The organism is Microbacterium sp. 3J1 (assembly GCF_001049495.1).
Classification (GTDB): Bacteria; Actinomycetota; Actinomycetes; order Actinomycetales; family Microbacteriaceae; genus Microbacterium.
Genome location: NZ_CDWI01000011.1, coordinates 432,660 through 455,468 on the forward strand (window position 1 = coordinate 432,660; position 22,809 = coordinate 455,468).

21 protein-coding genes are annotated in these 22,809 nt (G+C 70.8%); 9 read left to right on the forward strand and 12 right to left on the reverse strand.

Going from position 1 to position 22,809, the window contains the following annotated elements; translation table 11 throughout:
* The first annotated feature begins 15 nt into the window (after window positions 1–15).
* On the forward strand, window positions 16–189 hold the full coding sequence (locus BN2660_RS11055) for a DUF3117 domain-containing protein (protein WP_067122349.1): 174 nt from the start codon (window positions 16–18) through the stop codon (window positions 187–189).
* A 75-nt stretch (window positions 190–264) separates the two neighbouring features.
* On the opposite strand, the gene BN2660_RS11060 is transcribed toward BN2660_RS11055, so the two are convergent.
* Window positions 265–900, reverse strand: a complete 636-nt coding sequence (locus tag BN2660_RS11060) for an O-methyltransferase (protein WP_091231664.1) — start codon at window positions 898–900, stop codon at window positions 265–267.
* 90 nt (window positions 901–990) lie between these two features.
* On the opposite strand from BN2660_RS11060, the gene BN2660_RS11065 reads away from it, so the two are divergent.
* The gene (locus BN2660_RS11065) at window positions 991–1,389 is read left to right on the forward strand and encodes a twin-arginine translocase TatA/TatE family subunit (protein ID WP_091231667.1); all 399 of its coding nucleotides are present in this window, start codon (window positions 991–993) and stop codon (window positions 1,387–1,389) included.
* Between the two features lie 19 nt (window positions 1,390–1,408).
* Here the strand turns inward: BN2660_RS11065 and BN2660_RS11070 are convergent, their stop codons facing one another.
* The 4 genes from BN2660_RS11070 to BN2660_RS11085 are packed head-to-tail and all read right to left on the reverse strand — an operon-like array spanning window position 1,409 to window position 4,809.
* On the reverse strand, window positions 1,409–1,882 hold the full coding sequence (locus BN2660_RS11070) for a hypothetical protein (RefSeq protein ID WP_091231669.1): 474 nt from the start codon (window positions 1,880–1,882) through the stop codon (window positions 1,409–1,411).
* 7 nt (window positions 1,883–1,889) lie between these two features.
* Window positions 1,890–3,014: an Mrp/NBP35 family ATP-binding protein gene (locus BN2660_RS11075; RefSeq protein ID WP_091231672.1), complete on the reverse strand. Its 1,125-nt coding sequence runs from the start codon at window positions 3,012–3,014 to the stop codon at window positions 1,890–1,892.
* Window positions 3,011–3,541, reverse strand: coding sequence for a DUF1003 domain-containing protein (locus BN2660_RS11080; protein WP_091231674.1), 531 nt, complete (start codon window positions 3,539–3,541; stop codon window positions 3,011–3,013). The genes BN2660_RS11075 and BN2660_RS11080 overlap by 4 nt, the downstream gene beginning before the upstream one ends.
* Window positions 3,541–4,809 (reverse strand): magnesium transporter MgtE N-terminal domain-containing protein, encoded by a 1,269-nt coding sequence (locus tag BN2660_RS11085; protein ID WP_091233576.1) that lies wholly within the window; start codon window positions 4,807–4,809, stop codon window positions 3,541–3,543. The genes BN2660_RS11080 and BN2660_RS11085 overlap by 1 nt, the downstream gene beginning before the upstream one ends.
* Window positions 4,810–4,919: 110 nt before the next feature.
* Here BN2660_RS11085 and BN2660_RS11090 point away from each other — a divergent pair, with 110 nt between their 5' ends.
* The 3 genes from BN2660_RS11090 to BN2660_RS11100 all read left to right on the forward strand — a co-directional run bounded on the left by BN2660_RS11090 (window position 4,920) and on the right by BN2660_RS11100 (window position 7,143).
* A complete protein-coding gene (locus BN2660_RS11090) occupies window positions 4,920–5,690 on the forward strand; it encodes a YflT domain-containing protein (protein ID WP_176697168.1) in 771 nt (256 codons plus the stop codon).
* Between the two features lie 263 nt (window positions 5,691–5,953).
* Window positions 5,954–6,493, forward strand: coding sequence for a DUF4870 domain-containing protein (locus BN2660_RS11095; protein WP_091231678.1), 540 nt, complete (start codon window positions 5,954–5,956; stop codon window positions 6,491–6,493).
* A complete protein-coding gene (locus BN2660_RS11100; RefSeq protein ID WP_091231683.1) occupies window positions 6,493–7,143 on the forward strand; it encodes an alpha/beta hydrolase family protein in 651 nt (216 codons plus the stop codon). The genes BN2660_RS11095 and BN2660_RS11100 overlap by 1 nt, the downstream gene beginning before the upstream one ends.
* Window positions 7,144–7,150: 7 nt before the next feature.
* Here BN2660_RS11100 and BN2660_RS11105 read toward each other — a convergent pair whose 3' ends face one another.
* From BN2660_RS11105 to BN2660_RS11115, 3 genes are read right to left on the reverse strand one after another with little or no spacing between them, the layout of a single operon-like run.
* Window positions 7,151–8,044, reverse strand: coding sequence for a phosphotransferase (locus tag BN2660_RS11105; RefSeq protein WP_091231686.1), 894 nt, complete (start codon window positions 8,042–8,044; stop codon window positions 7,151–7,153).
* A gap of 9 nt (window positions 8,045–8,053) precedes the next feature.
* On the reverse strand, window positions 8,054–9,475 hold the full coding sequence (locus BN2660_RS11110) for an aminopeptidase P family protein (RefSeq protein ID WP_091231690.1): 1,422 nt from the start codon (window positions 9,473–9,475) through the stop codon (window positions 8,054–8,056).
* Between the two features lie 37 nt (window positions 9,476–9,512).
* Window positions 9,513–10,535 carry an endonuclease/exonuclease/phosphatase family protein gene (locus BN2660_RS11115; RefSeq protein ID WP_091231694.1) on the reverse strand — a complete coding sequence of 341 codons (1,023 nt, stop codon included), beginning with the start codon at window positions 10,533–10,535 and terminating at the stop codon, window positions 9,513–9,515.
* A 95-nt stretch (window positions 10,536–10,630) separates the two neighbouring features.
* Between BN2660_RS11115 and BN2660_RS11120 the strand changes: the two genes are divergently transcribed.
* Window positions 10,631–11,506: a PHP domain-containing protein gene (locus BN2660_RS11120; RefSeq protein ID WP_091231697.1), complete on the forward strand. Its 876-nt coding sequence runs from the start codon at window positions 10,631–10,633 to the stop codon at window positions 11,504–11,506.
* Between the two features lie 70 nt (window positions 11,507–11,576).
* Here BN2660_RS11120 and BN2660_RS11125 read toward each other — a convergent pair whose 3' ends face one another.
* A complete protein-coding gene (locus BN2660_RS11125; protein ID WP_091231700.1) occupies window positions 11,577–13,091 on the reverse strand; it encodes a DEAD/DEAH box helicase in 1,515 nt (504 codons plus the stop codon).
* A 168-nt stretch (window positions 13,092–13,259) separates the two neighbouring features.
* Here BN2660_RS11125 and BN2660_RS11130 point away from each other — a divergent pair, with 168 nt between their 5' ends.
* Entirely contained in the window at window positions 13,260–13,973 is a 714-nt protein-coding gene (locus BN2660_RS11130; RefSeq protein WP_091231703.1) for a ferritin-like fold-containing protein, read from the forward strand.
* A gap of 63 nt (window positions 13,974–14,036) precedes the next feature.
* Here the strand turns inward: BN2660_RS11130 and BN2660_RS11135 are convergent, their stop codons facing one another.
* Both BN2660_RS11135 and BN2660_RS11140 read right to left on the reverse strand, forming a co-directional pair.
* A complete protein-coding gene (locus BN2660_RS11135; RefSeq protein WP_091231707.1) occupies window positions 14,037–14,324 on the reverse strand; it encodes a hypothetical protein in 288 nt (95 codons plus the stop codon).
* A 6-nt stretch (window positions 14,325–14,330) separates the two neighbouring features.
* The gene (locus BN2660_RS11140; protein ID WP_091231710.1) at window positions 14,331–14,555 is read right to left on the reverse strand and encodes a DUF3107 domain-containing protein; all 225 of its coding nucleotides are present in this window, start codon (window positions 14,553–14,555) and stop codon (window positions 14,331–14,333) included.
* A gap of 185 nt (window positions 14,556–14,740) precedes the next feature.
* Between BN2660_RS11140 and BN2660_RS11145 the strand changes: the two genes are divergently transcribed.
* Window positions 14,741–17,989 (forward strand): ATP-dependent helicase, encoded by a 3,249-nt coding sequence (locus BN2660_RS11145; RefSeq protein ID WP_091231713.1) that lies wholly within the window; start codon window positions 14,741–14,743, stop codon window positions 17,987–17,989.
* Window positions 17,986–21,507, forward strand: coding sequence for an ATP-dependent helicase (locus BN2660_RS11150; RefSeq protein WP_141651280.1), 3,522 nt, complete (start codon window positions 17,986–17,988; stop codon window positions 21,505–21,507). The genes BN2660_RS11145 and BN2660_RS11150 overlap by 4 nt, the downstream gene beginning before the upstream one ends.
* Here the strand turns inward: BN2660_RS11150 and BN2660_RS11155 are convergent.
* Window positions 21,453–22,802 carry a protein kinase family protein gene (locus BN2660_RS11155; protein WP_255305127.1) on the reverse strand — a complete coding sequence of 450 codons (1,350 nt, stop codon included), beginning with the start codon at window positions 22,800–22,802 and terminating at the stop codon, window positions 21,453–21,455. The two genes, BN2660_RS11150 and BN2660_RS11155, sit on opposite strands and share 55 nt — an antisense overlap.
* Between the last annotated feature and the right edge of the window lie 7 nt (window positions 22,803–22,809).

Sequence of the window (22,809 nt, forward strand, 5' to 3'; positions counted from 1 at the left end):
GAAAAGGAGCCCACGATGGCAGCGATGAAGCCGAGGACCGGAGACGGACCGATGGAAGCCGTGAAAGAAGGGCGACTCATCATCGTGCGTGTCCCGCTCGAAGGCGGCGGACGCCTGGTCGTCTCGGTCAACGATGCCGAGGCGAAGGAGCTTCACGACGTGCTGGCAGCCGTCGTGACGCCGGCCTGATCGACCACGGACCCGCGAGCGGGTGCGAAAAGGGCGACGGATCATGGATCCGTCGCCCTTTTCGCACCCTGTTCGTCAGGAATCGGCGATGCTGATGAGCTGCAGAAGGCCTTCTCCGGAGGTCGACACGGTCGCGAGCACGGCCGGCGACTCCTGGGTCTCCTGGATGAGCGAACGGAACGCGGAGGTGACCTCGTCGCGCTGAACGGGGTCGGCGACCTTGCCGCCCGCGAGCACACGGGGGACGATGACCATCCCGCCGGTGCGGACGAGGCGGAGGCCGTGCTCGACGTACTCGATGACGTTCTCCGGGTCGGCGTCGACGAGCACGATGTCGTACGACGCCTCATTCATGCGCGGAAGGACATCTGCCGCACGGCCCGTGATGAAACGGGCCTTGGTGGCCGGGATGCGCGCATCCGCGAAGGCCTGCCGAGCTGCGGCGAGGTGCTCGGGTTCGTTGTCGATCGATGTGAGCACGGCCTGCGGCGCTCCTCGGAGCAGCCAGAGGCCCGAGACTCCGGCCCCCGTGCCGATCTCGACGATCGACCGGGCTCCCGTCGCCGCTGCGAGGACGGCGATCTGCGATCCGATCGCCGGGCTGACCGGAGCCGCACCGAGCTCGACGGCGTGGGCGCGGGCCCGTGCGATCGCTGCAGGCTCGACGATGGACTCGCGGATGAAACGTGCGTTCGCATCGTTCTCGCTCATTGCCCTGGATCTCCTGCCTGAGGTGTGTGTTCCTTCAGGGTATGCGCTCGGCGCGCGGCCACGCGGCAGGCGCGGCGGTAGCCTGTAGACATGGAACTCGGGATCTCATTCGAGAAGATTCTGCTGATCGGTCTGATCGCGGTCCTCCTCGTCGGACCCGAGCGGCTGCCGCGCTATGCAGAGAGCGTCGCCAAGCTCGCTCGACGCGCCGGCGAGTTCCTGCGCGACACCAAGACGCGCGTCAGGGACGAGATGGGTCCGGACATCGACGACGTCGACTGGCGCAAGCTCGATCCCCGACAGTACGACCCGCGGCGCATCATCCGCGACGCGTTGTTCGAGGATGACAGCCCTCAGCCGCAGGTCAAGGCGGCGACCGTCATGGCCGAGCCGACCCTGAGCACGTCGTCCGTCCCGCCGCGCATCCCGCGGACGCGTCCGGAGTTCTCCCACGCCAGCCCGCCGCCGTTCGACGCCGAGGCGACCTGACCTCAGGCGCGCGCGTCCCTCATCCGACGCGGTCCCGGACCTGGGCGATATCGGAATCCGAGAGCAGCGCTCGCGGGATCGCCGTGATCACGGCCGCCCCTCTCACCGTGAAGAGCACGGCGTGCCTGCCCGCACGAACACTCTGGAACGTGCTGTAGGAGATGTCCGAGGTGCGACTGCCGGCTCCGACGTGCAGCGCCTCCGCTCCGACCCGCGCCCACACGATCGTGCCCGGTGGCATCGCGACGCGGACCGCTCGGCGGGCTTTGGAGACGGTCATGACCACAGCGAAGGCCATCAGGCCGAGGCTCGCGACCGGCAGGAACGCGCGGGTGCCTTCGCCGCTGCCTGCGGAGGTCACGCCGAGGGTGCTGACGACGAGCGCGGCGGCAAGGATGATCCACATGACGATCGCTCGGGGCCGGGTGAGCGAGAAGATCGCGGCGTCGCGTGCCATGCGGCGCAGCAGCGCCTCGTCGATCGTGACGGTCATCGTGCGCCTATCCGAGCGTCAGGGGCAGGGAGCGTCCGGCGAGGCCACGCCCGTGTGCTGCGAGCGTGCGGGCCAGAGCTCGGATCGCCTCTGCGGCGGCATCCGTCCGGTCGGTGAGGACGATCGGGGTCCCGGCGTCGCCGCCGACGCGCAGCGCGGGACTGAGCGGGATGCTGGCGAGCAGCGGCACGGCCCCGGTCTCGGATTCGGACAGGGCGTCGGCGACGGCCGCGCCGCCGCCCGTGCCGAACAGATCCATGACGGTTCCGTCCGGCAGGGTGAAAGGTCCCATGTTCTCGACGACCCCGATCACCCGCTGACCGGTCTGCCGTGCCACGAGTCCGCTGCGGATGGCGACCTCGGAGGCCGCAGCCTGCGGGGTGGTCACCACGAGCACCTCGGCATGGGGGAGCAGCTGCCCGATCGAGATCGCGATATCGCCGGTGCCCGGAGGCATGTCGATGAGCAGGATGTCGAGGTCGCCGAAGTACACGTCGGTCAGGAACTGCTGCACCGTGCGGTGGAGCATCGGTCCGCGCCAGGCGACGACGGCCTCGCCGTCGCGGAGGAACATGCCGATCGAGATGGTCTTGACGCCGTGGGCGACCGGCGGGAGCATCAGGTCGTCGATGCGCGTGGGCTGGGTGCCGGCGGGGATGCCGAGCAGTCCGGGGATGGAGAATCCGTGGACATCGGCGTCGACCAGGCCGACCGCGAGACCCTGAGCGGCGAGTGCCGCCGCGAGGTTGGCCGTCACGGTGGACTTGCCCACGCCCCCCTTGCCGCTGGAGACGAGGATGACCCGGGTGAGGGAGTCCGGCCCGAAGGGCATCTGCCGGGGTGCTCGACCGTCGCGCAGCTTCTCGGTCAGCGCTTTGCGCTCGGAGGGCGTCATGACGCCGACATCCACGACGACATCCGTCACACCGGGCACGGATGCCGCGGCCGCGCGGACGTCGGACTCGATCTTCGTGGCCGCGGGGCATCCGACGATCGTGAGCACGATGCCGACCGTGGCCCTGCCCGCGTCCACGGCGATGTCGCGGACCATGTCCAGATCGCCGATCGGTCGACGCAGCTCGGGGTCTGCGACGGCGGCCACGGCGGCCCGAACGGCGTCGGCAGGGTTCACGATGCCGTTCGGCTGTCCGGGCGCACGGCATCCGGCTCGTCGTCGTGGTCGTCGAGCTCCGCCAGAAGCGCCTTGAGCTCCTGCCGCAGCACGTCGCGCGTCACGATCTGGGAGTTGCGCTCCTCGAGCGACATCCGCAGAGCGACGATCTCACGGGCGAGGTACTCCGTGTCGGCGAGGTTGCGCTCGGCCCGCTGCCTGTCCTGCTCGATCTGCACACGGTCGCGGTCGTCCTGCCGGTTCTGCGCGAGCAGGATCAGCGGAGCGGCATACGACGCCTGCAGCGACAGCATCAGGGTGAGCGCCGTGAAGCCGAGGGCCGCGTCGTCGAAGCGGAGGTGGTCGGGAAGCAGGGTGTTCCAGCAGATCCAGAGCACGCAGAACATCGTCAGGATCAGCAGGAACGCGGGTGTTCCCATCGCACGCGCAACCCATTCGGTGAAGCGTCCGAAGCGATCGCGCGACGTGGACCTCGGGCGGGACGTGCCGCGGCCGAGCGGAGCATCGAGGCGGGGGGAGCGTGCCATCAGCGCACCTCCTTCGCGGCCGCGGGTGCGTCGTCGCTGTCGTGCGTGCGCCAGTCGTCAGGCAGCAGGTAGTCGAGCACGTCGTCCACGCTGATCGCGCCGACCAGTCGATGCGCGGCGTCGATCACCGGGAGGGACACGAGGTCGTAGCTCGCGAGCATGCGGGCGACCTCGGCGGCGGATGCCGTGACCGTGACGGGCTCGAGGCTGTCGTCCATGATCGCGCCGAGGCGCTCGTGGGGCGGGTAGCGCAGCATCCGCTGGAAATGCACCATGCCGAGGAGGCGCCCGGTGGGCGTCTCGAACGGCGGGAGGGTCACGAACACCGCTGCCGCGAGGGCCGGGTGCAGCTCATGGCGGCGGATGAGCGCGAGCGCCTCCGCGACGGTGGCGTCGGCGGACAGGATGATCGGCTCGGGGGTCATCAGACCGCCGGCGGTGTCCGGCCCGTACCGGAGAAGCATGCGGACGTCCTCCGCCTCCTCCGGCTCCATGAGCTCGAGCAGCTGCTCGAGCCTGCTCGGTGGAAGCTGCGCCAGCAGGTCGGCCGCGTCGTCCGGCTCCATCTGGTCGAGGATGTCTGCGGCGCGCTCGTCGCCGAGGCGGTCGAGGATGTGCACCTGCTCGTCCTCGGGCATCTCCTCGAGGGCATCCGCGAGACGGTCGTCCGAGAGCTCCTCGGCCACTTCGATCATGCGCTGCTGGGGGAGATCGAGCAGGGTGTTGGCGAGGTCGGCGGCGTGCAGCTCGGAGTAGGAGGCGACGAGCTGCTCGGCGGACTGGGACTCGCCGGGCGAGCGCTGCTCGGCGACCTCGCTCCACGCGGCGAAGGTGGTCGGCCCCTTCGCGAACGGAGAGGCGCTCGTCTTCGGGCGGCGGAGGAACAGCTGACTGATCGCCCATTCGCCGAGACGGTTCGGCTCGATCGCGACGTCCTCGATCACCGCGGTGCCGCTGCCGTCGACGAGGCTCACGCGGCGGCCCAGCAGCTCGGCGAGGACGCGCACCTCGCCCGCGCGGGGAGAGAACCGCCGCACGTTGATCAGACCGGTGCTGATCACCTGGCCCGCCCGGATCGAGGTGACCCTGCCGATCGAGAGGAAGACCTGTCGGCGTCCGGGGATCTCGACGACCAGTCCGATGACCCGCGGGGCTGCCGTACTTCGGTACACGATGACGACGTCCCGGACCTTGCCGAGCCGGTCGCCCACGGGGTCGAAGACGGCGCACCCGGCGAGGCGCGCGGCGAATACCCGTTGTGTGCTCACCCGTCCAGCGTAGTGCGCGGGGCCGCCGCCGTCCCTCCCGACGAGCGCGGCGGAGGCTCGGCACGACTCGCTCCCGGCCTCGTCATCGACGGGCATGGAACAATGGCGGGATGAGCATGCTCAACCGTCCATCCGACAGCCGCGACGAGGGCGAGATCGTCGCATCCACCCGCGATTACGAGAACGCCCAGAAGACGGTCTCGAAACTGATCGCGCAGGAGGTGCCTGCGCGGGATATCGCGATCATCGGGCAGAGCGTCAGGACGGTCGAGCGGATCACCGGCCGCCTCGGCTACGCGGCGGCTGCACGCTCGGGTGCGATCAACGGCGTGCTCATCGGGCTCTTCCTCTCGGCGATCCTCGTGATCGGCAACCCGGAGGTGCCGATCCAGCTGTTCGTCGGGTTCGTCTTCATCGGCGTCGCGCTGGGCATGCTGCTCAGCCTCGTGACGTACGCGATCGTCCGTCGCCGACGCGACTTCGCCAGCGTCACGCAGTTCGCCGCGGATCACTATGAGGTGCGTGTCCAGGCCGTCTCGCTCGCGAAGGCGCGTCAGGCCCTCGGCGCGGTGAAGCCCTCGCCGACACGAGGGCCGGTCGACCTGAACGAACCGCCACGGTACGGCGAGCGCATCACTCCCGGGGGGCAGCCCCCAACGACTCCGCCCACGACGCCCGAGCCGCCCGCACCCGGGGCCGACCATGCGCCCGAGGCGGATCCGGCACCCGCCGGGGATTCGGAGCCCGGAGCGCAGGGACCGCAGACGCCGCCTGTCGACCCTGTCATCCCGCCGCGCCCCGCCGATCCCGCATCGCCCCCGCGCACAGCTCCTGACGACGGGGCCACCGGCACCCCGCCGAGGTCTGCGGAGCCTGCCTGATGCGCGAGCCGCGAGACGACCGGGCTGCCACGTCGGGCGCGCCTGCCGGCGACGCGCCTCCTGCGCCGGCACCCGGTTTCGCTCCGCCGCCCGCGCCCGCGCCTGGCTACGCTGAGGTCCCGCCCGCGCCCGCGCCTGGCTACGCTGCGGTCCCGCCCGCGCCCGGTTTCGCCCCACCGCCTGGTCCCGGCAACGCTGCGATCCCGCCCGCGCCGGGCTACGACCCGCCGCCGGCCCCGGGGTACGCCCCGCCGCCGGTTCCGATGCAGGCCTCGGGGTACGCCCCGCCACCCGCGCCCGGCCACGCCGCGCCGCAGGTCCCGGGGTACGCCCCGCCTCAGGCTCCGGGACACCCGACCCAGGGGTATCCCGCGGGCGGCTATCCGGCAGGATCCTATCCGGCGGTCGTCCCGCCGCGAGGGCTTCTGCCCTGGGCTCTGGGACTCCTGATCCTGATCCCGTTCCCGTTCATCGGAGGACTCGCCTCCGGTGTCGCGATGGCGGTCGGAGGCGGAGCGTCGCGCAGGTTCGGCGGCGTCGCCCGGGAGAACGCCCGGGTCGCCCTGAACTGGGGGCTCACCTACGTGCTTGTCTCCACGGTCCTGCTGGTCTCGCACTTCGTGCTGCTCTTCGCCCTCACCTCGGACTCGCCCGCGACGGGATTCTTCCCCATCGGCATCCCCATCACGATGTACTTCGCGCTCTCGATCCTGCACCTCGTACTCGTGATCGTGGGCATGGTTCGGGCGTCGTCGGGCAGGGCCATGCGCGTGCCGTTCGCGATCCCGTACCTCCGCGCCTGATGGTCGAGATCCGCGTCGAGTCGCCCGCCGGTCCGACGACGGTCTCGGCCGACTGGTCGGCGGGGAGTGCCGGGGCGGTCGTCATCATCGCGCATGGTGCGGGGGCCGGCAAGGACCATCCGTTCCTCACCGGTTTCGCCGATGCGCTGGCAGCCTTGGGATTCTCGACGCTGCGGTTCAACTTCCCGTACGTGGAGCAGGGGCGGAGGATGCCCGGGCCTGCGTCGCATGCCATCGCGACGTGGAACGCCGTGGCTGCCTTCGCACGCGAACAGGAACCGGGCGCGGCCATCTGGGCGACCGGCAAGTCGTACGGAGGGCGGATGGCCTCGATGGCCGTCTCTGAGGGGCTCGTCGTCGACGGCCTCGCCTACCTCGGCTACCCGCTGCACGCGCCCGGCAAGCCGGAGAAGCCCCGCGCGGAGCACCTCCCGGCGATCCGGGTGCCGCAGCTGTTCATCGAGGGGACGAACGATCCGTTCGTCCAGCCGCTGTCGCAGTTCGAGGATGTGGTGGCGACGTGCCAGGAGGCGCGCGTGATCTGGATCGACGGCGGTGGCCACACGTTCGAGGTGAAGGGGCAGAAGCGGCCCACCTCCGAGATCGGAGCGGGGCTCGCTCCTCTCGTCGCGGACTTCATCCGAGCCTGAGGGCCCCTCAGACCAGAGCGGCGAGCTCGTCGTCGGAGAGCAGCCGCCGCATGGTGGAGAGACCGAGCGCGCTCATCGCGGGGTGGGACTCCTCGTAGTACCAGACGAGTCCCATCGCCTGCTGCAGCGCCCACGCCGCGCCGCGGTACCACTCGACCTCGTCGGCGCCGAGCCGCTCGCGCACCAGACGGCGGCGCGGAGCGTCGAACAGGTGCCACACCGCGACGAGATCCAGCGCTCGATCGGCGGGGCCGAAGCCGCCGCCGTCGAGCACTCCGACCAGACGATCGTCCGACACCAGCAGGTTGAACGGGGTGAGGTCCCGATGGCTCATCACATCGGCACCCGCCCGGCGCAGAGTCCGCAGCGCGCTCCAGAGGAGACGAGTGCGGTCGACGTCGAGCAGATGAGCGCTGCGGTCGATGCACGAGGTGACCCACTCGTCGTGGTCTGTGAGCACTCCGCCCCGGCCTCGCCCGTCGAACGACCGTCCGCGCACGTCGGCCTCGCGCAGCGACGCGATCATCGTCGCCACATCGTGCGCGAGCGGCTCACTCGACGTGTGACGCTCGTGATCCGCCGTCCGGCCCGGGAGCCAGGTCTGCACAGCCCAGGCGGAGGAGTAGTCCGCCGCCGCGCCGCCGATCCCGAACGGCACAGGTGTCGGCACGGCGCAGGCGTCGACGAGCTCGAGCATCGCGGCGGCCTCCGTCTCGAGCGAGGCCCGGGTCTCGGGGAGTCGCGGGAAGCGCGCGGCGAGGTCGTCGCCGATGCGGATGATGGTGTTCACCGTCCCCGCGGCGCTCACCCGCCGTACCGGCTTGTCGGCGAGGGTCGGGAACCGCTGCGTGATCAGTCGCGCAGCGGTCGCATCCGTGAGCGTCAGCTCGCCCTCATGCATGCAGCGGGGTCAGCTCTGCACGCGCGCGATCCAGGCCTCGACCTCGTCGGCCGAGCGGGGAATGCCCGCCGAGAGGTTCACCGGGCCGTCCTCGGTCATCAGGATGTCGTCCTCGATGCGCACGCCGATCCCTCGGTACTCGGCCGGGACGGTCAGGTCGTCGATCTGGAAGTACAGGCCCGGCTCGATCGTGAACACCATGCCCGGAGCGAGGATGCCGTCGTAGTACATCTCGCGACGAGCCTGGGCGCAGTCGTGCACGTCGATGCCGAGGTGGTGCGACGTGCCGTGCACCATGTAGCGACGGTGGTGGCCGCCGGCATCCGCGTCGAGGGCCTCCTGAGCCGTGACCGGCAGCAGACCCCACTCCGCGACCCGCGCGGCGATGACCTTCATGGCCGCCTCGTGCACCTCGCGGAACCGCACGCCGATGCGCGCCGCGGCGAACGCGGCGTCCGCCGCCTCGCGCACCGCCTCGTAGACCCGGCGCTGGACCTCGGTGAAGGTGCCGGAGACAGGAAGGGTGCGGGTGATGTCGGCCGTGTACAGGCTGTCGGCCTCGACGCCGGCGTCCACCAGGATCAGGTCACCGGGCACGACCGTCCCGTCGTTGCGGGTCCAGTGCAGGTAGCAGGCGTGGGGCCCGGAGGCTGCGATCGTGTCGTAGCCCTCGCCGTTGCCGTCCTCGCGCGCGCGGCGGTGGAAGACGCCCTCGACCACCCGCTCGCCGCGCGAGTGGGCGACGGCCTCGGGCAGGGCGCGGATGATGTCGTCGAATCCCTGAGCGGTGATGTCGACAGCACGGCGCATCTCCTCGATCTCGAACTCGTCCTTCACGAGGCGCAGCTCGGAGACGACGCGCGTCAGGTCGTCGTCCTCATCGAGGACCAGCTCGGCCTCGACGGAGGAGAAGTCGTCGAGGTGGGCGGTCTCGATCGCGAGGTCGGCAGCCACACCCGCGAGCGAAGGACGCGGGCCGATCCAGAACTCGCCGACGGTCGCGTCGGCGTAGAACTCGGTCGTCGTGCGATCCGCGCGCTCGCGGAAGTGGAGGGTGATGTCGTGGCCCGAGTCGGTCGGCTCGAACACGAGCACGGAGTCGGGTTCGGAGTCGGCCGCCCATCCGGTGAGGTGAGCGAACGCCGAGTGTGCGCGGAACACGTAGTCGGTGTCGTTGCTGCGCTGCTTGAGCGAGCCCGCGGGGATGATGAGGCGCTTGCCAGGGAACGCGGCGGAGACGGCTGCTCGGCGCTTCGCCGCATAGGGGGCCTGCGCCCGCGGCGCGGGCAGGGTCTCGGGGCGCTCGGCCCACCCGGATGAGATCGTGTCGAGGAAGCCCTGGGGGAAGGGCTGCTTGCGGTTCGTGGTGCTGTTCTCGACGGGTGTCTCGACGCTGGCCTCGGCGATCGTGTCGCGTTCTGCGGTGCTCATCCCTCCAGTCTGTCACCTGGTCGCCGCAGACGGCATCTCACCCCGCAGGCTCGAGCTGCACCACGACGCCGCGGTGATCGCTGCCTCCGGCGTCGTCGATGATCACCGAACCGGTGGGCGTCCAGTTCTGAGAGGCCATCACGTGATCGATCGGCGTGCTGAGCAGTGCGGGGAGTGAGCTCGGCCACGTTCCGCTGAAGCCGTTGCCGCTGCGCGATGCCGCGTCGCGGCAGTAACCCATGTCGCCGCCGTCCACGCCGAGCCCCGCCATGTGGTCGACGGTGGCGTTGAAGTCGCCCGCCAGCAGGAAGTCGCCCTCCGGACACTGATCGGCGATCCAGCGCAGATCGGAGCGCCACTGCTCCATGTCCTCGGTGCGCGGGGCCACGGCGTGCACGGCGACGATGGTCGGACCGCTGCCGTCGACCGGCATGAGCACCGCGCTCGGAACCGATCCGGTGTTGCTCGTCCCGTCCTCCGACGACTCGATCACCGAGTACTCGCCGAGATCGGTCGACACCAGGACGGTGGTGTGCCACGACTTCGGACCGTCGACGACGTCGGGCTGGAACTGGACGTGGTGGACCCACATCGGGCGTCCCTGGTCGCGGAGCATGACCGCGATCTGCTCGCCGGCCGCCTCGGTCGTCTCGGGGAGAGCCACGACGTCGGCATCCTGGTCGACGATCTGCTGGGCCACCTGCTCCGCGGAGACCTTGTCTCCGGCGGTGTTCCAGGTCAGCACCCTGATGCTCCCCTCGGTCGCCGCGGGAAGGGTGTCCGCACCGAATCCGCGGACGGCCCCGACGGCGCCGGTCGCGCCGGCACCGAGGAGCGCGACGATCAGCACGGAGGCGGCGAAGCCTCGGAGCGGTTTCGCCAGCAGGAGGAGGAGAGCGAGAGCCGCGACGACGAGGAACGCGGCGAGGACGACACCGCGTGCGGCGACGATCTGCGCGAACGGGAAGGTCTGCTCCAGGTGGAAGAACTGCGGCCACACCACGACGGCGGTCGTGATCGCGAGCAGCACGGTGAACAGGATCCCCAGGAGACGAAACATCTCGTCCAGCGTAGGAGGGATGTCTGTGAAGTCCCTGCCGCGGCGCGGGGGTGGAACACGCATCCCGCGTCCGTCGGCGTCGGTACGCTCGAGGGATGGCCGACGCTCGTTCCCCCCGCTTCGCAGGTCCCGCCGACCTGCACCTGCACTCCAACCACTCCGATGGCACGGAGACGCCGGGAGAGGTCGTCCGGCAGGCCCACGCGCACGGGGTGCGGACGCTCGCGCTCACCGATCACGACCGCACGACCGGATGGGATGAGGCGGCCGAGGCCACCGCGGCGCTCGGCATGACGTTCATCCCGGGGATGGAGCTGTCGGCCAAGCACGAGTGGCGCAGCGTGCATGTGCTCGGCTACCTCTTCGACCCATTCGACGCCGGGGTGCTCGCCGAGACAACGCGCATCCGCGACGATCGCATCGGACGCGCCGAGCGGATCGTGCGCAACATCGGCAGGGACTACGACATCGAGTGGGCGGATGTCGTCGAGCAGACGACGCTGGACGCCACGGTCGGGCGTCCGCACATCGCCGATGCGCTGGTCGCCCGCGGGATCGTGCGCGACCGCACGGAGGCGTTCGACGGCATCCTGCATCCGCGCGAGGGTTACTACGAACCGCACTACGCCCCTGACCCGCTGACCGCGGTGCGGCTGATCACCGAGGCTGGGGGAGTGGCGATCATCGCGCACCCGGTCACCGCGGGGCGCGACCGAATGATGCCCGTCCCCTTCATCGAGCGTCTCATCGACGCCGGACTCGGCGGGTTCGAGATCGACCACCGGGAGAACACCGACGCCGGCAAGCGCAGACTGCACGAGCTGGCAGCCGCGCACGACCTCATCGTCACCGGTTCCAGCGACTACCACGGCACGGGCAAGCCGAACCTGCCAGGCGAGAACACGACCTCGCTCGACATGGTCGCGCGTCTCATCGATCGCGCGACCGGCACGGCGCCGCGGTACGCCTGACGCGACCGTCCACCGGACAGGACAGAGGGGCGGATGCCGCGTCGCGCAGCATCCGCCCCTCTGGCGTGTCTCAGGCCCCGACGGCGGGCGCGGCTCCGGTGCCACCGGAACCACCGCGGCGGCGACGACGACGTCTCGCCGGCGCCGGCTTGCCGTCGTGGTGCTCCTTGCCCGCGCCGTCGTGCGTGCCCGCGCCCTCGGCACCGCGATCGGGTGCGGGGGTCTGCGCGTCACCGGCTGCGGACTCGGCGCCGCCCTCGGTGAACGTCGAGCCCACCGGGGTCGAGCCGCCGCGACGGCGGCGGCGACGACGGGTGCCGCCCTCATCGGTGCCTTCCGCTGCGGCATCCGCAGCGCGCTCCGGACGCGGCGTGCGCGGAGGCCGCTCGGCCTTCGGCGCCGTGACCAGCCGTCCCTTGGTGCCGGCGGGGATGTCGAGGTCCTCGTACAGGTGCGGGCTCGACGAGTAGGTCTCGACCGGCTCAGGCTGGCCGAACTCGAGCGCGCGGTTGATCAGCGCCCACTTGTGCAGGTCCTCCCAGTCGACGAACGTCACGGCGATGCCCGTCTTGCCCGCGCGGCCGGTGCGGCCGGCGCGGTGCAGGTACGTCTTGTCCTCGTCGGGGATCGTGTGGTTGATGACGTGGGTCACGTCGTCGACGTCGATGCCGCGGGCTGCGACGTCGGTGGCCACGAGGACGTCCCGCTTGCCGGCCTTGAACGCGGCCATGGAGCGCTCGCGCTGGTCCTGACCCATGTCGCCGTGCACGCCGCCGACGTTGAAGCCGCGGTCGCCGAGCTCGTCGACGAGACGCTGTGCCGCCCGCTTGGTGCGGGTGAAGATCACGGTCTTGCCGCGGCCCTCGGCCTGCAGGATGCGCGCGATGACCTCGTCCTTGTCGAGCGAGTGGGCGCGGTAGACGAGGTGCTTGATGTTCGCCTGGGTGAGACCCTCGTCGGGGTCGTTCGCGCGGATGTGGATCGGGTTCGACATGAACCGGCGCGCCAGCGCCACGATCGGTCCGGGCATGGTCGCCGAGAAGAGCTGGGTGTGTCGGACGGCGGGGACCTTCTGGAATATCTTCTCGATGTCGGCGAGGAAGCCGAGGTCGAGCATCTTGTCGGCCTCGTCGAGGACGACCTCGGTCGCGTTCGAGAGATCGAGAAGGCGCTGGCCGGCGAGGTCGATGAGACGGCCGGGCGTGCCGACGACGATCTGCGCACCCGCCTTGAGCTGGTCGATCTGCCCCTCGTACGCCTTGCCGCCGTAGATGGCGACGACGCTGGTCGAGCGGTTGCTGGTGAGGAGGTCGATGTCCTCGTACACCTGTACGGCGAGTTCGCGGGTGGGGACGACGATGAGCGCCTTCACTCCGTGCTCGGGATCCTTGCCCAGACGCTGGACGACGGGGATGCCGAAGCCGAAGGTCTTTCCCGTGCCGGTCTTGGCCTGGCCGATGATGTCCTGGCCGGGAAGGCCGAGGGGGATGGTCTGCTCCTGAATGGGGAATGCGTCGACGATGCCTTTGGCGGCGAGTGCGTCGACGATGTCCTGATCGATTCCGAGATCAGCGAAGGTTGTCAATGTTCAGATGCCTGTCCGGCGACCTGCGGAGATCGCCACGTTCACGGATCCACGCCGTCTCTTGTGCCACAGGCGCGGGGCCCCGCTCCGACGGCGGGGACAGGAACAGCCTACCCGAGGGGGTGCGGACGCCAGGGAGAGAGGCATCCGCCGAGTATTGTGAAGCCCGTGGTGAACTGGTTCTGGAAGCGCACGGCGCCCCGACGCACGCTGACCCTGCGGAGTCGTGGTGATCAGGGCACCGCCACGCGCATCGATTTCGCGGAGCTCGCGCCCGAGCTCGATCGCTTCCTCGGGCAGGCTGCGTATCTTCAGCTCGGGTACTTCGAGACCCTCACCCGGCTGATCCGGGCGACTCCGGAGCTCTCCGAGAAGGAGGCGCTGTCCCGCGCTGCGGGCGCGGCGCTGGAGAAGCACCGCGCGATCGTCGAGCTGATCGCCGAGCGGGGCGACGACCCGACCGAGCTGATGCTGCCGTTCCGCGAGAACCTCGACGCGTTCCGCCGCAAGACCATCGGGGCTCGCCCCCGGGAGACCCTCCTCGCCGTGTACACCACGGCGGGCATGCTCGACGATTTCTATCTCGCGCTCGCCTCCAGCTACGGAGATGTCGGGGCCCGCGTGGCCGACATCCTCAGCGAGGACGACGCGCGTCATGAGATCGTCGCGATCATCCAGGAGACGATCGACGGTGACGGTGAATGGCGCTCGCTGCTGTCCATGTGGGCGCGCCGGCTCGTCGGCGACACGATCCTCGTGTGCCGCTCGGCCCTGCGTCAGCCCGAACTCGCGGCAATGAGCGAGGAGCGGGTGGAGCTCGTCTATACGGAGCTCATGGGCGCGCATGCACGGCGCATGGATGCGATGGGGCTCGCCTCGTAGATCGAGACGGATGCCGATCTCGCGGTCAGGTCGTAGCGCGGTGGTCAGACCCGAGCTCGGCGGTCAGATGCCGAGTGCGGCCTTCGCGGATGCGTCCGATCGACGGCGGGAGGCGACGATCCCCACGGTCAGCGCCGCGGCGACGGCGACGGATCCGAGGATGCTCGCCAGCCACAGCCAGATGCTGTCCTCGCCGACGCCGAGCCACTGCATCCCCGTGTAGACCAGGCCCGCGAGCGCCGTGGCGATCGCGGGCGTCACCGCCACCCCGCGGAGATCACGGCCGCCGATCAGGAAGTGGACGGCGATGCCCAATGCGCACGCGCCGACGAGCGCGAGGAGGATGTACATGAGGCGTCAGGCGACGAAGCCGACGCGACGCGATTCCTCGGTGCCGAGCTCGATGTACGCGAGGTGCGCGGTCGGCACGAGGTAGGAGTTGCCCTTCACATCGGCGAAGCTCACGTGCGAGGTGCTCTGCTCGAGCGCGCTCGAGACCTGGGAGCGGACCTCGTCCGCGGATGCCGCGGTCTCGAAGCTGAGCTCGCGGCCGGTGTTGATGATGCCGATGCGGATTTCCACGCGTACTCCTGTTTTCCAGTCGACGATGCTGTGTCCTGCTCGACCGTGACGGTCGATGACTGCGCCCAACTCTACCCCGCTCGGTCGGGGCGGGATCGGCCGCATGAGGCGGTTTCGCCGTGAGCGCACAGAGCCGTCGAGCTGCCCGGCCGGCGATGTCCGTGCGCCGCAGTAGCGTGGAGGACATGACCGAGGATGCCGCGCAGAGAGCCGTGATCCGCGCTGACGCGACGGCGTCCGGCGTGATCGTCGGAGCGCCCGGCACGGGCAAGACCCGCACCCTCATCGACCGTGTCGTCCATCTGCTCGACGTCGCCGGGATGCGGCCCGAGGAGGTCCTCGTGCTGACGCCCAGTCGGCAGGCGGCGACGGCGCTCCGTGACCGGATCGGTGTCAAGGTCGATCAGGCCACGCCCGGCCCGCTCGCCCGGTCGCTCGGCTCGTTCGCTTTCCAGATCGTGCGCGGGGCGATGGTGAAGGAGGGGCAGGAGCCCCCGGCGCTGCTCACCGGAGCGGATCAGGATCGTCTGATCGCCGAGCTCCTCGCGGGGGACGCGGAAGACGGGGTGATCGCCTGGCCCGAGGCGCTGAGTCCCGCGGTGCGGGCGTCCAAGGGCTTTCGGTCCGAGCTCAGGGCCTTCCTGGCGGAATGCGCCGAGCTCGGGGCGCACCCCGACGAGCTGCGCGCCGGGGGTGACGAGTCCTGGACGGCGGTCGCGGACTTCCTCGTCGAGTACCGCGGCATCCTCGACCTGGCCCGCGCGGCGCATCGCGATGCGGCCGACCTCCTCACCGAGGCGTGCACGATCCTGCAGACGGCGGATGTCGGTGCCCTGGGTCCCCTCGCTCATCTGCGCGTGGTGTTGATCGATGACGCACAGGAGCTCACGCGCGGTGGCGTCGACGTCGTGCGCGCCCTGCGCTCCCGAGGCACAGCGGTGCTCGCGTTCGGAGACCCCGACATCTCGTCGGGCGCCTTCCGGGGCGCGACTCCCGAGCTGTTCGCTCAGCTCGCCACAGCCCTGGGCGACGTTCACGTCCTCGACGCTCCGCACCGTCAGGTGCCGGCACTGACGGCGCTGACGCGCACCGTCACCCAGGCGATCGGTGCGTCGGGCAGAGTGGACCATCGACGCCCGCCGGTCCCCATCGTCGACGACGACGCGGCCCGTGACGCGCTCGGCACTTTCATCGCGCCGTCGCCGCACGAAGAACTCGATCGCATCGCCGGCGTCATGCGCGAGTGGCATCTGTCGCACGACGTGGCGTGGGATCGGATGGCGGTCGTCGCCCATGACACGCGACAGGTGACGCAACTCGAGGCCGAGCTGGCCGCCCGCGAGATCCCCACCCGGACCGCGGGCGTGCAACGGCCCCTCGGCAGTGAGGCGATCGTGGGCGACATCGTCGGCATCGTCCGGCTCGCCCTCACACCGCCCGAGCAGCGGACGGCGCTGGAGTGGGAGGAGGCTCTGCGCACGCCCTTCGGCGGCATGGACGCCATCGGTCTGCGACGCCTCAGAGCGCGTCTGCGCCACATCGAGCTGGAGAACGGAGGGTCGACGCCGGCGAGAGAGCTGCTGCGCCAGGCCATGACCGCCCCCGACCACTTCACGCTCATCGACGCGCAGGAGTCCCGCACCGCCGAGCGGTTCGCTCGGACGGTCGCGGAGGTCGCCGAGGGTGCCGCGCACGGCGAGACGATCCACGATCTGCTGTGGCGGGTGTGGGACGAGTCACGGGCCGTCGACGGACGCCGGCTCCAGGTCGCCTGGCGCGAGATCTCGCTGCAGGCGAGCGGCGCCGAGACGGCCAGGGCGCTCGATGCGCTCGTGTCCCTGTTCGGCGCGGCCAAGCGGTTCGTCGAGCGGACTCCGAACGAGCGGCCCGAGACCTTCGTCCGGGATGTGCTCGACAGCGAGGTTCCCGAGGACTCGCTCTCGAGTCCCGACCGGCCGGGGCGCGTGACGCTGCTCACGCCGGCGACCGCGCTCGGCACGGAGTTCGACGCCGTCGTGGTCGCCGGCGTCCAGGACGGCGTGTGGCCGAACGTACGACTGCGCGGGGGGCTGCTGCAGACGTGGCGTCTCGCCGATTCCCTCATCTCGGCGCGCACGGGCACCCCGGAGGAGGCTCCGGGCGTCCTCGATCGACGCCGCGCCGCCCTGCACGACGAACTGCGTCTGTTCGTGCGCGCCATCTCCCGCCCCCGGCGACGACTGCTGATCACGGCCGTGGACGACGACGACATGTCGCCGAGCCCGTTCTTCTCGTTCCTGCCTCCTCCCGACCCGCCGGAACTGCACGCGTCGGCAGAGCATCCGCTCACACTGCGCGGACTCGTCGCCCGACACCGCAGAGTGCTCACGACATCGACGTCGCAGGCGGCGCGCGACCAGGCGGCCGCTCAGCTCGCCGTCCTCGCACGTGAGGGTGTGCCGGGGGCCGACCCCGCCGACTGGTACGGCGTCACCCCGCCCTCGACCGAGGCGTCGCTGCGTGATCTCGCGGCAGAGGGTGCCCGCGTATCGCCGTCGAAACTGGAATCGTTCGAGGAGTGCGGGCTCAATTGGGCCGTCTCGGCTCTGGGTGGCGACACGGTCATGCCGCCGACGGCGGGGATCGGAACGATCATCCACGAGGCCATGGAGCGCGTTCCCGACGGAGATCTCGAGCGGATGCGCGAGATCGTCGCCGAGCACTGGCCGGAGCTCGACTTCGAGACCGAGTGGATCGGACGCAAGGAGCGCCGCAGGGCCGACACCTTCGTCGAGCGGCTGCACACCTATCTCGGCGACGTGCGGCGAGCCGGCGGACGTGAGCTCGCGAGCGAGGTCGAGTTCCGGTTCGCCGTCGACATCCCCGAGGCCGGCGACGACCGGCCCCCCTCGGTGCGTCCGGTCGGGGAGGATACCGCGAATCAGGCGATCATCCACGGATACATCGACCGGGTCGAGCTCTACCCGCACGGAGCGGGCGACCACGGGCACGCGCGAGGCCAGAGATGGCAGCCGATCGCCGGCGCCGGGGAAGAGGCGGACGGAGGAGCGTCGGGCCGTGACCGGGTCGTCGTCGTCGACCTCAAGACCGGGAAGTCCGATCCGGAGTCCGATGCCGGCGTCGTCGAGCATGCGCAGCTCGCCGCCTACCAGGTGGCGGTGCAGCAGGGACTCGTCGAGGGCGCACCCGCCGATGCGCTCGTCGGCGCCCGGCTCGTGATCGTGTCGAAGACGCTCGCCAAGAGCGACTATCGCGTCGCACACCAGCACACACTCGGAGACGAGAACCGGGACGCCTTCCTCCGTCGAGTGGGCGAGGCCGCACGGGGGATGTCGGCCGCCAGCTTCACGGCGCAGGTCGAGGCGCACTGCGCCGACACGCAGCGACGAGTCAACCCCTGCCGCATCCACACCGTCGCGGCGGTGAGCGCATGACCGTCATGGACCTTCCCGAGTCGATCGCGCCGGCCTCCGAGTCCTGGCCGGGGACGTTCGGAATATCGGCGACCGACATCGCCGCGGCGCTCGGGCAGCCCCCGCCGACGACCGCCCAGCAGCGGGTGATCGAGGCGCCCCCCGTCCCGGCGCTCGTCGTCGCGGGCGCGGGGAGCGGTAAGACCGAGACGATGTCGGGCAGGGTCGTCTGGCTCGTCGCGAACGGGCACGTGCGTCGGGATGAGATCCTCGGTCTCACCTTCACCCGGAAGGCAGCGGGTGAGCTCGCGGAGCGGATCGGCGCCCGCCTGGCGGTGATCGACGAGTACGGCAGGCGGGGGCTGCTGCCCTTCCTGCCGCAGATCGTGTCGTCCGGCGACCTGCGCCGCGTCGACGACGCGGCGCCGGGGAGGCAGCGCGAGCTCGTGCGGAGGGACGTGCTCGACGAGCTCGCCGAGCGGCACGACACCGGATGGGATCCCGCGACGCCCCGTGCGGCGGAGGACCTCATGATCCGACCTCGCGTGTCGACGTACAACGCGTTCGCCGACGGGATCGTGCGCGAGCACGCTGCCAGGATCGGGCGCGACTCCGACGTCGCGATGCTGAGCCAGGCGGCGTCCTGGATGCTGGCTCGCGAGGTCGTCCTGCGTGCCGACCTTCCGCAGCTCGAGGAGATCGACTTCGCTCTCGGGACGGTCATCGACGCCGTGCAGCGGCTGGCCGGCGACGTGCTCGACCACCGGGTCGACCTCGATCGCGCCGTGCGGATCGCCCGCGAGCAGGCTGCGGCCTTCGAGCCGTTCCGCGGCAACGGCGACGTCGACAAGGCGGCGCGCAACCTGCTGGGGCTCGACACTCTCGCGCAGCTCGTACGGGACTACATCGCCGAGAAGAGCCGACGAGGCGTGCTCGACTTCGCCGACCAGGTCGGCGGGGCGTACGACATCGTCGAGTCGGCTCCCGACGTCCGCCTGGAACTCAGGGAGCAGCACAGGGTCGTGCTGCTCGACGAGTACCAGGACACCTCGGTCATCCAGACGAAGTTCCTGGCGGAGCTCTTCAGAGACTCCGCCGTGATGGCGGTGGGCGACCCGCACCAGTCGATCTACGGCTGGCGAGGCGCGAGCGCCGACAACCTCTACGCCTTCTCCGGCGCGTTCGTCGGCGGCGGCGACCGGCCGGATGCGCGCACCTACAGCCTGATGACGAGCTGGCGCAACGACAGCAGCATCCTCGAGGTCGCGAATCGTGTTCTCGTGCCGTTGCAGCGCCCGGGCCTCGACGTGCCGCCGCTCGAGCCGAGACCGGGTGCCGGCGAGGGCGCCGTAGAGGTCCGGTTCCCGTTCACCGTCGACGACGAGGCCGAGGAGGTGGCGTCATGGTTCGCAGAGCGGCGAGCGGCGCACGACGCGAGCGCGCCGACGCGACCGCACACCGGTGCGATCCTGTTCCGGTCGAAGAAGCACATGCAGACCTTCGCGGCCGCGCTCGCCGCACGCGGCATCCCGCACCGGATCCTCGGACTCGGTGGACTCCTCGCCACCCCCGAGGTCGTCGACGTGGTGTCGACTCTCCGCGTCGTGCACGACCCGACGGCCGGTTCTGCGCTGATCCGGCTTCTCACGGGGCCGAGGTTCGGTGTCGGGGTCGCCGACATGGCAGCCCTCTACGATCTCGGCCGCACCCTGTCGGAGCGTGACACGTCGATGGCTCCGTTGCCCGAGGAGATGCGGCTGCGGCTGCGCTCCTCGAGGGGAGCGGACGAGGCCGTGTCGATCGTCGACGCGGTCGACGTGGTGCGTGCAGTGCGAGACGACTATCGCCTGATCGCGGGCATCACCGCCGACGGACGTGCGCGGATCCGCGCGGCGGGCGAGATGCTCGAACGCCTGCGCCGGGCATCGTCCCAGCCGATCCCGGAGCTGGTGCGACTCATCGAGCTCGAACTCCGCCTCGACATCGAGCTCGCCGCGAACGAGACGAGGGGGCCGGCCCGGGTGGCCGCGACCCAGCTCAGGGCGTTCTCGGACGAGGTGCGGGCGTTCCTCACGGCGGACGAGCGGGGCACGATCGGCAGCCTGCTCGCCTGGCTGGAGAAGGCCGAGAGCACCGACGAGCTGATGCCTCGTCCCGAGCCTCCGGAGCCAGGCGTCGTCCAGCTGCTGACGATCCACGGGTCGAAGGGCCTGGAATGGGACGCCGTCGCGGTCGTGCGACTGGTGGCCGATGAGCTGCCGAGCCGCGTGTCCGACACCTCCGGGTGGTTCGGCTTCGGAGTCGTGCCCTTCGCGCTGCGCGGCGACCGCGACGCGCTACCCCGTTTCGAGTGGGATCCCGAGGCGGCGATGGGAGACGAGACCGACCCGAAGAAGCGGCAGGCGCTGGCGCAGTCCTCCCTTTCCGGCGGGATCTCGAAGGCGAATCCCCGCGGTGGGGCGCTGAAGAGGTTCAAGGACGCCTACCGCGAATACCAGCAGCAGGAGGAGCGCCGGCTCGCCTACGTCGCCGTGACCCGTGCGAAGACCGATCTGCTGCTGAGCGGTTCCCACTGGGCCGGGCAGAAGTCCCCGCGCGTGCCGAGTCCGTACCTCGTGGAGGCGATGGAGGCGAGGGGACTCGACCCCATCGACCCGGTCGACCCCGACGACAACCCCTACGAGGGGCCGGGCGCGACGCTCACCTGGCCGCTCGATCCGCTCGGTGCCCGCCGCGCCGTCGTGGAGCCCGCCGCCCGTGCCGTGCGCGAAGCGGCCGGCCACGACCCGGCACCCACCCCCGAACTCGCGCGACTGCTGGCCGAGCGCGCGGCGCGGCTGCGGGGGACCGATGCGCCGCCGCCCACACGCGTGCCGGCCTCGCGTTTCAAGGACTACGTCACGGACTTCCACGGCACTCTGTCGTCGATCGTGCGCCCGATGCCCGAGCGTCCGTATCGGCAGACCCGCCTCGGGACGCTCTTCCATGCCTGGGTGGAGCGCCGCAGCGAGGTCGTCGGGGTCGGCTCCCGAGTCGACGAGGCGCTGTGGGAACTCGACGAAGACGACCCGGCCGCCGGGTTCGGCGACGGCGAGGCCGAGGTCTCCGCCGCCGATGCCGCCGACCTCTCCACACTGCAGGCGATCTTCGAGCGCAGCGAGTGGGGCGGACGAAAGCCCATCGCGGTCGAGATCGAGATCGATTTCGCCCTCGGCGCGGGTGTGGAGGACGACGCGGGCGAACCGCACATCGTGATCTGCAAGCTCGACGCCGTCTACCGCCGGGAGGACAGGGGCGGGCGGATCGAGATCGTGGACTGGAAGACCGGCAAGGCGCCGCGCACGGCCGCAGAGCGCGAGGAGCGGATGCTGCAGCTGGCGCTCTACCGGCTGGCCTATCACCGTCGGTTCGGGGTGCCGCTCGAGGAGATCGACGTGGCGCTGTACTACGTGGCCGATGACCTCGTCATCCCCGGGGACCGGATCTACTCCGAGTCCGAGCTCTTCCACCGCTGGAGCGCGGCACGCGCTGCGCGCTGAGCCTCGTCCTCCGGGGACGCCGAAGCGACGTCGTCCCCGTCCCGACGCGCATCCTGCCGGGTGCTCCCGCCGGAGTTCCCCGCATGCTCGCGCCCGGCGCCCTCGCGGTCGGCATGGTCGGAAACCGTCCGGACGCCACTGAGGTCCTCGGTCTCCAGGCCGCCGATCTGCGCCCGGCGAGCGGCGTCGGACGCGGCATCCGTCAGGTCAGACGTCTCGGTGCCGTCGGCATCCTCGTGCCACAGCTCGCCCGGTCGATAGGCGTCGGTCTGCATGGAGGTGTCGGCGCCCGCAGCCGCAGGGGCCGGGACCCGATCGAGAGCGTCCATGGCCGAGTCCACCCCGTCCTGGCGGGACGAGATCACCCGGAGGTCGTCCGAGCGCAGTCCGTCTGCGAGAGCCTCGAGCAGTGCCGCGGCGTCGTCGACGATATCCGGACGACGGAGCGAATCGCCATGCACGAGCCAGCGGGCGAACTCGAGCTCGGCCAGCAGTCGGGCCCTCACCTCGAGCGCTCCGTCCAGCACACGATCGGAGGCGCGGGCGTAAGCCGCGAGGACGTCGGCCGCAGCATCGGGTGCTGTCGACAGCCAGGACAGATCGACGGCGGGATCCCCGACCGAGAGCGCGTGCCACCCCAGCAGGCCCGTCACCGCGGGGCCGCGCTCGGAGTCGTCGTCGAAGACGAAGGACGACGCCTGCACACCGCCCATGACGACGGACGCCTCGAATCGCCAGAGATCGTCGTCGGCCATGGCCTCGCGCCACCGGACGGTGAGGCGAGCCGGAACGCGTCCGGTCGACGCGGCGGTGTCGACGAGCCGCGCGAGCTCGTCGCGCGACTCCTGGGCCGTGCGGGTGAGGAGTCCCGCACCGCGCACGACCGAAGTCGGAAGAGCGTGCAGCGCCGCGATGGCAGTGCCCATCGATTCCGCCGCTCCGCGTCCCGGGGGGACCAGCGCGGCCTCGATCTGGAATCCGGGAAGCAGCTCCGTGACGAGCGCCGGCGCATCGCCCAGACGCGTCTCGCCGACGTACTCAGGGGCCTTGAAGGGCAGCATCGCGCGCGCGCCGGCCGTCAGGGCGCGCAGCGCGAGCGCTTCCGCCGCGAGCTCTCGGGCCGCCTCGTCGTCCTCGGCGACACGGATCGCCAGCTCTCGTCCGTCGGCGAGCGTCGCGACGGCGGAGTCGAAGCGGCTGTCACCGTCAGCGGTCAGAGCGCGGGCTCCCGTGACGTCCGCTCCGGGCAATGCGGCCGTCACAGCCGCGGCTAGAGTGAAAGGAGAGCGTCCCATCCCCCCA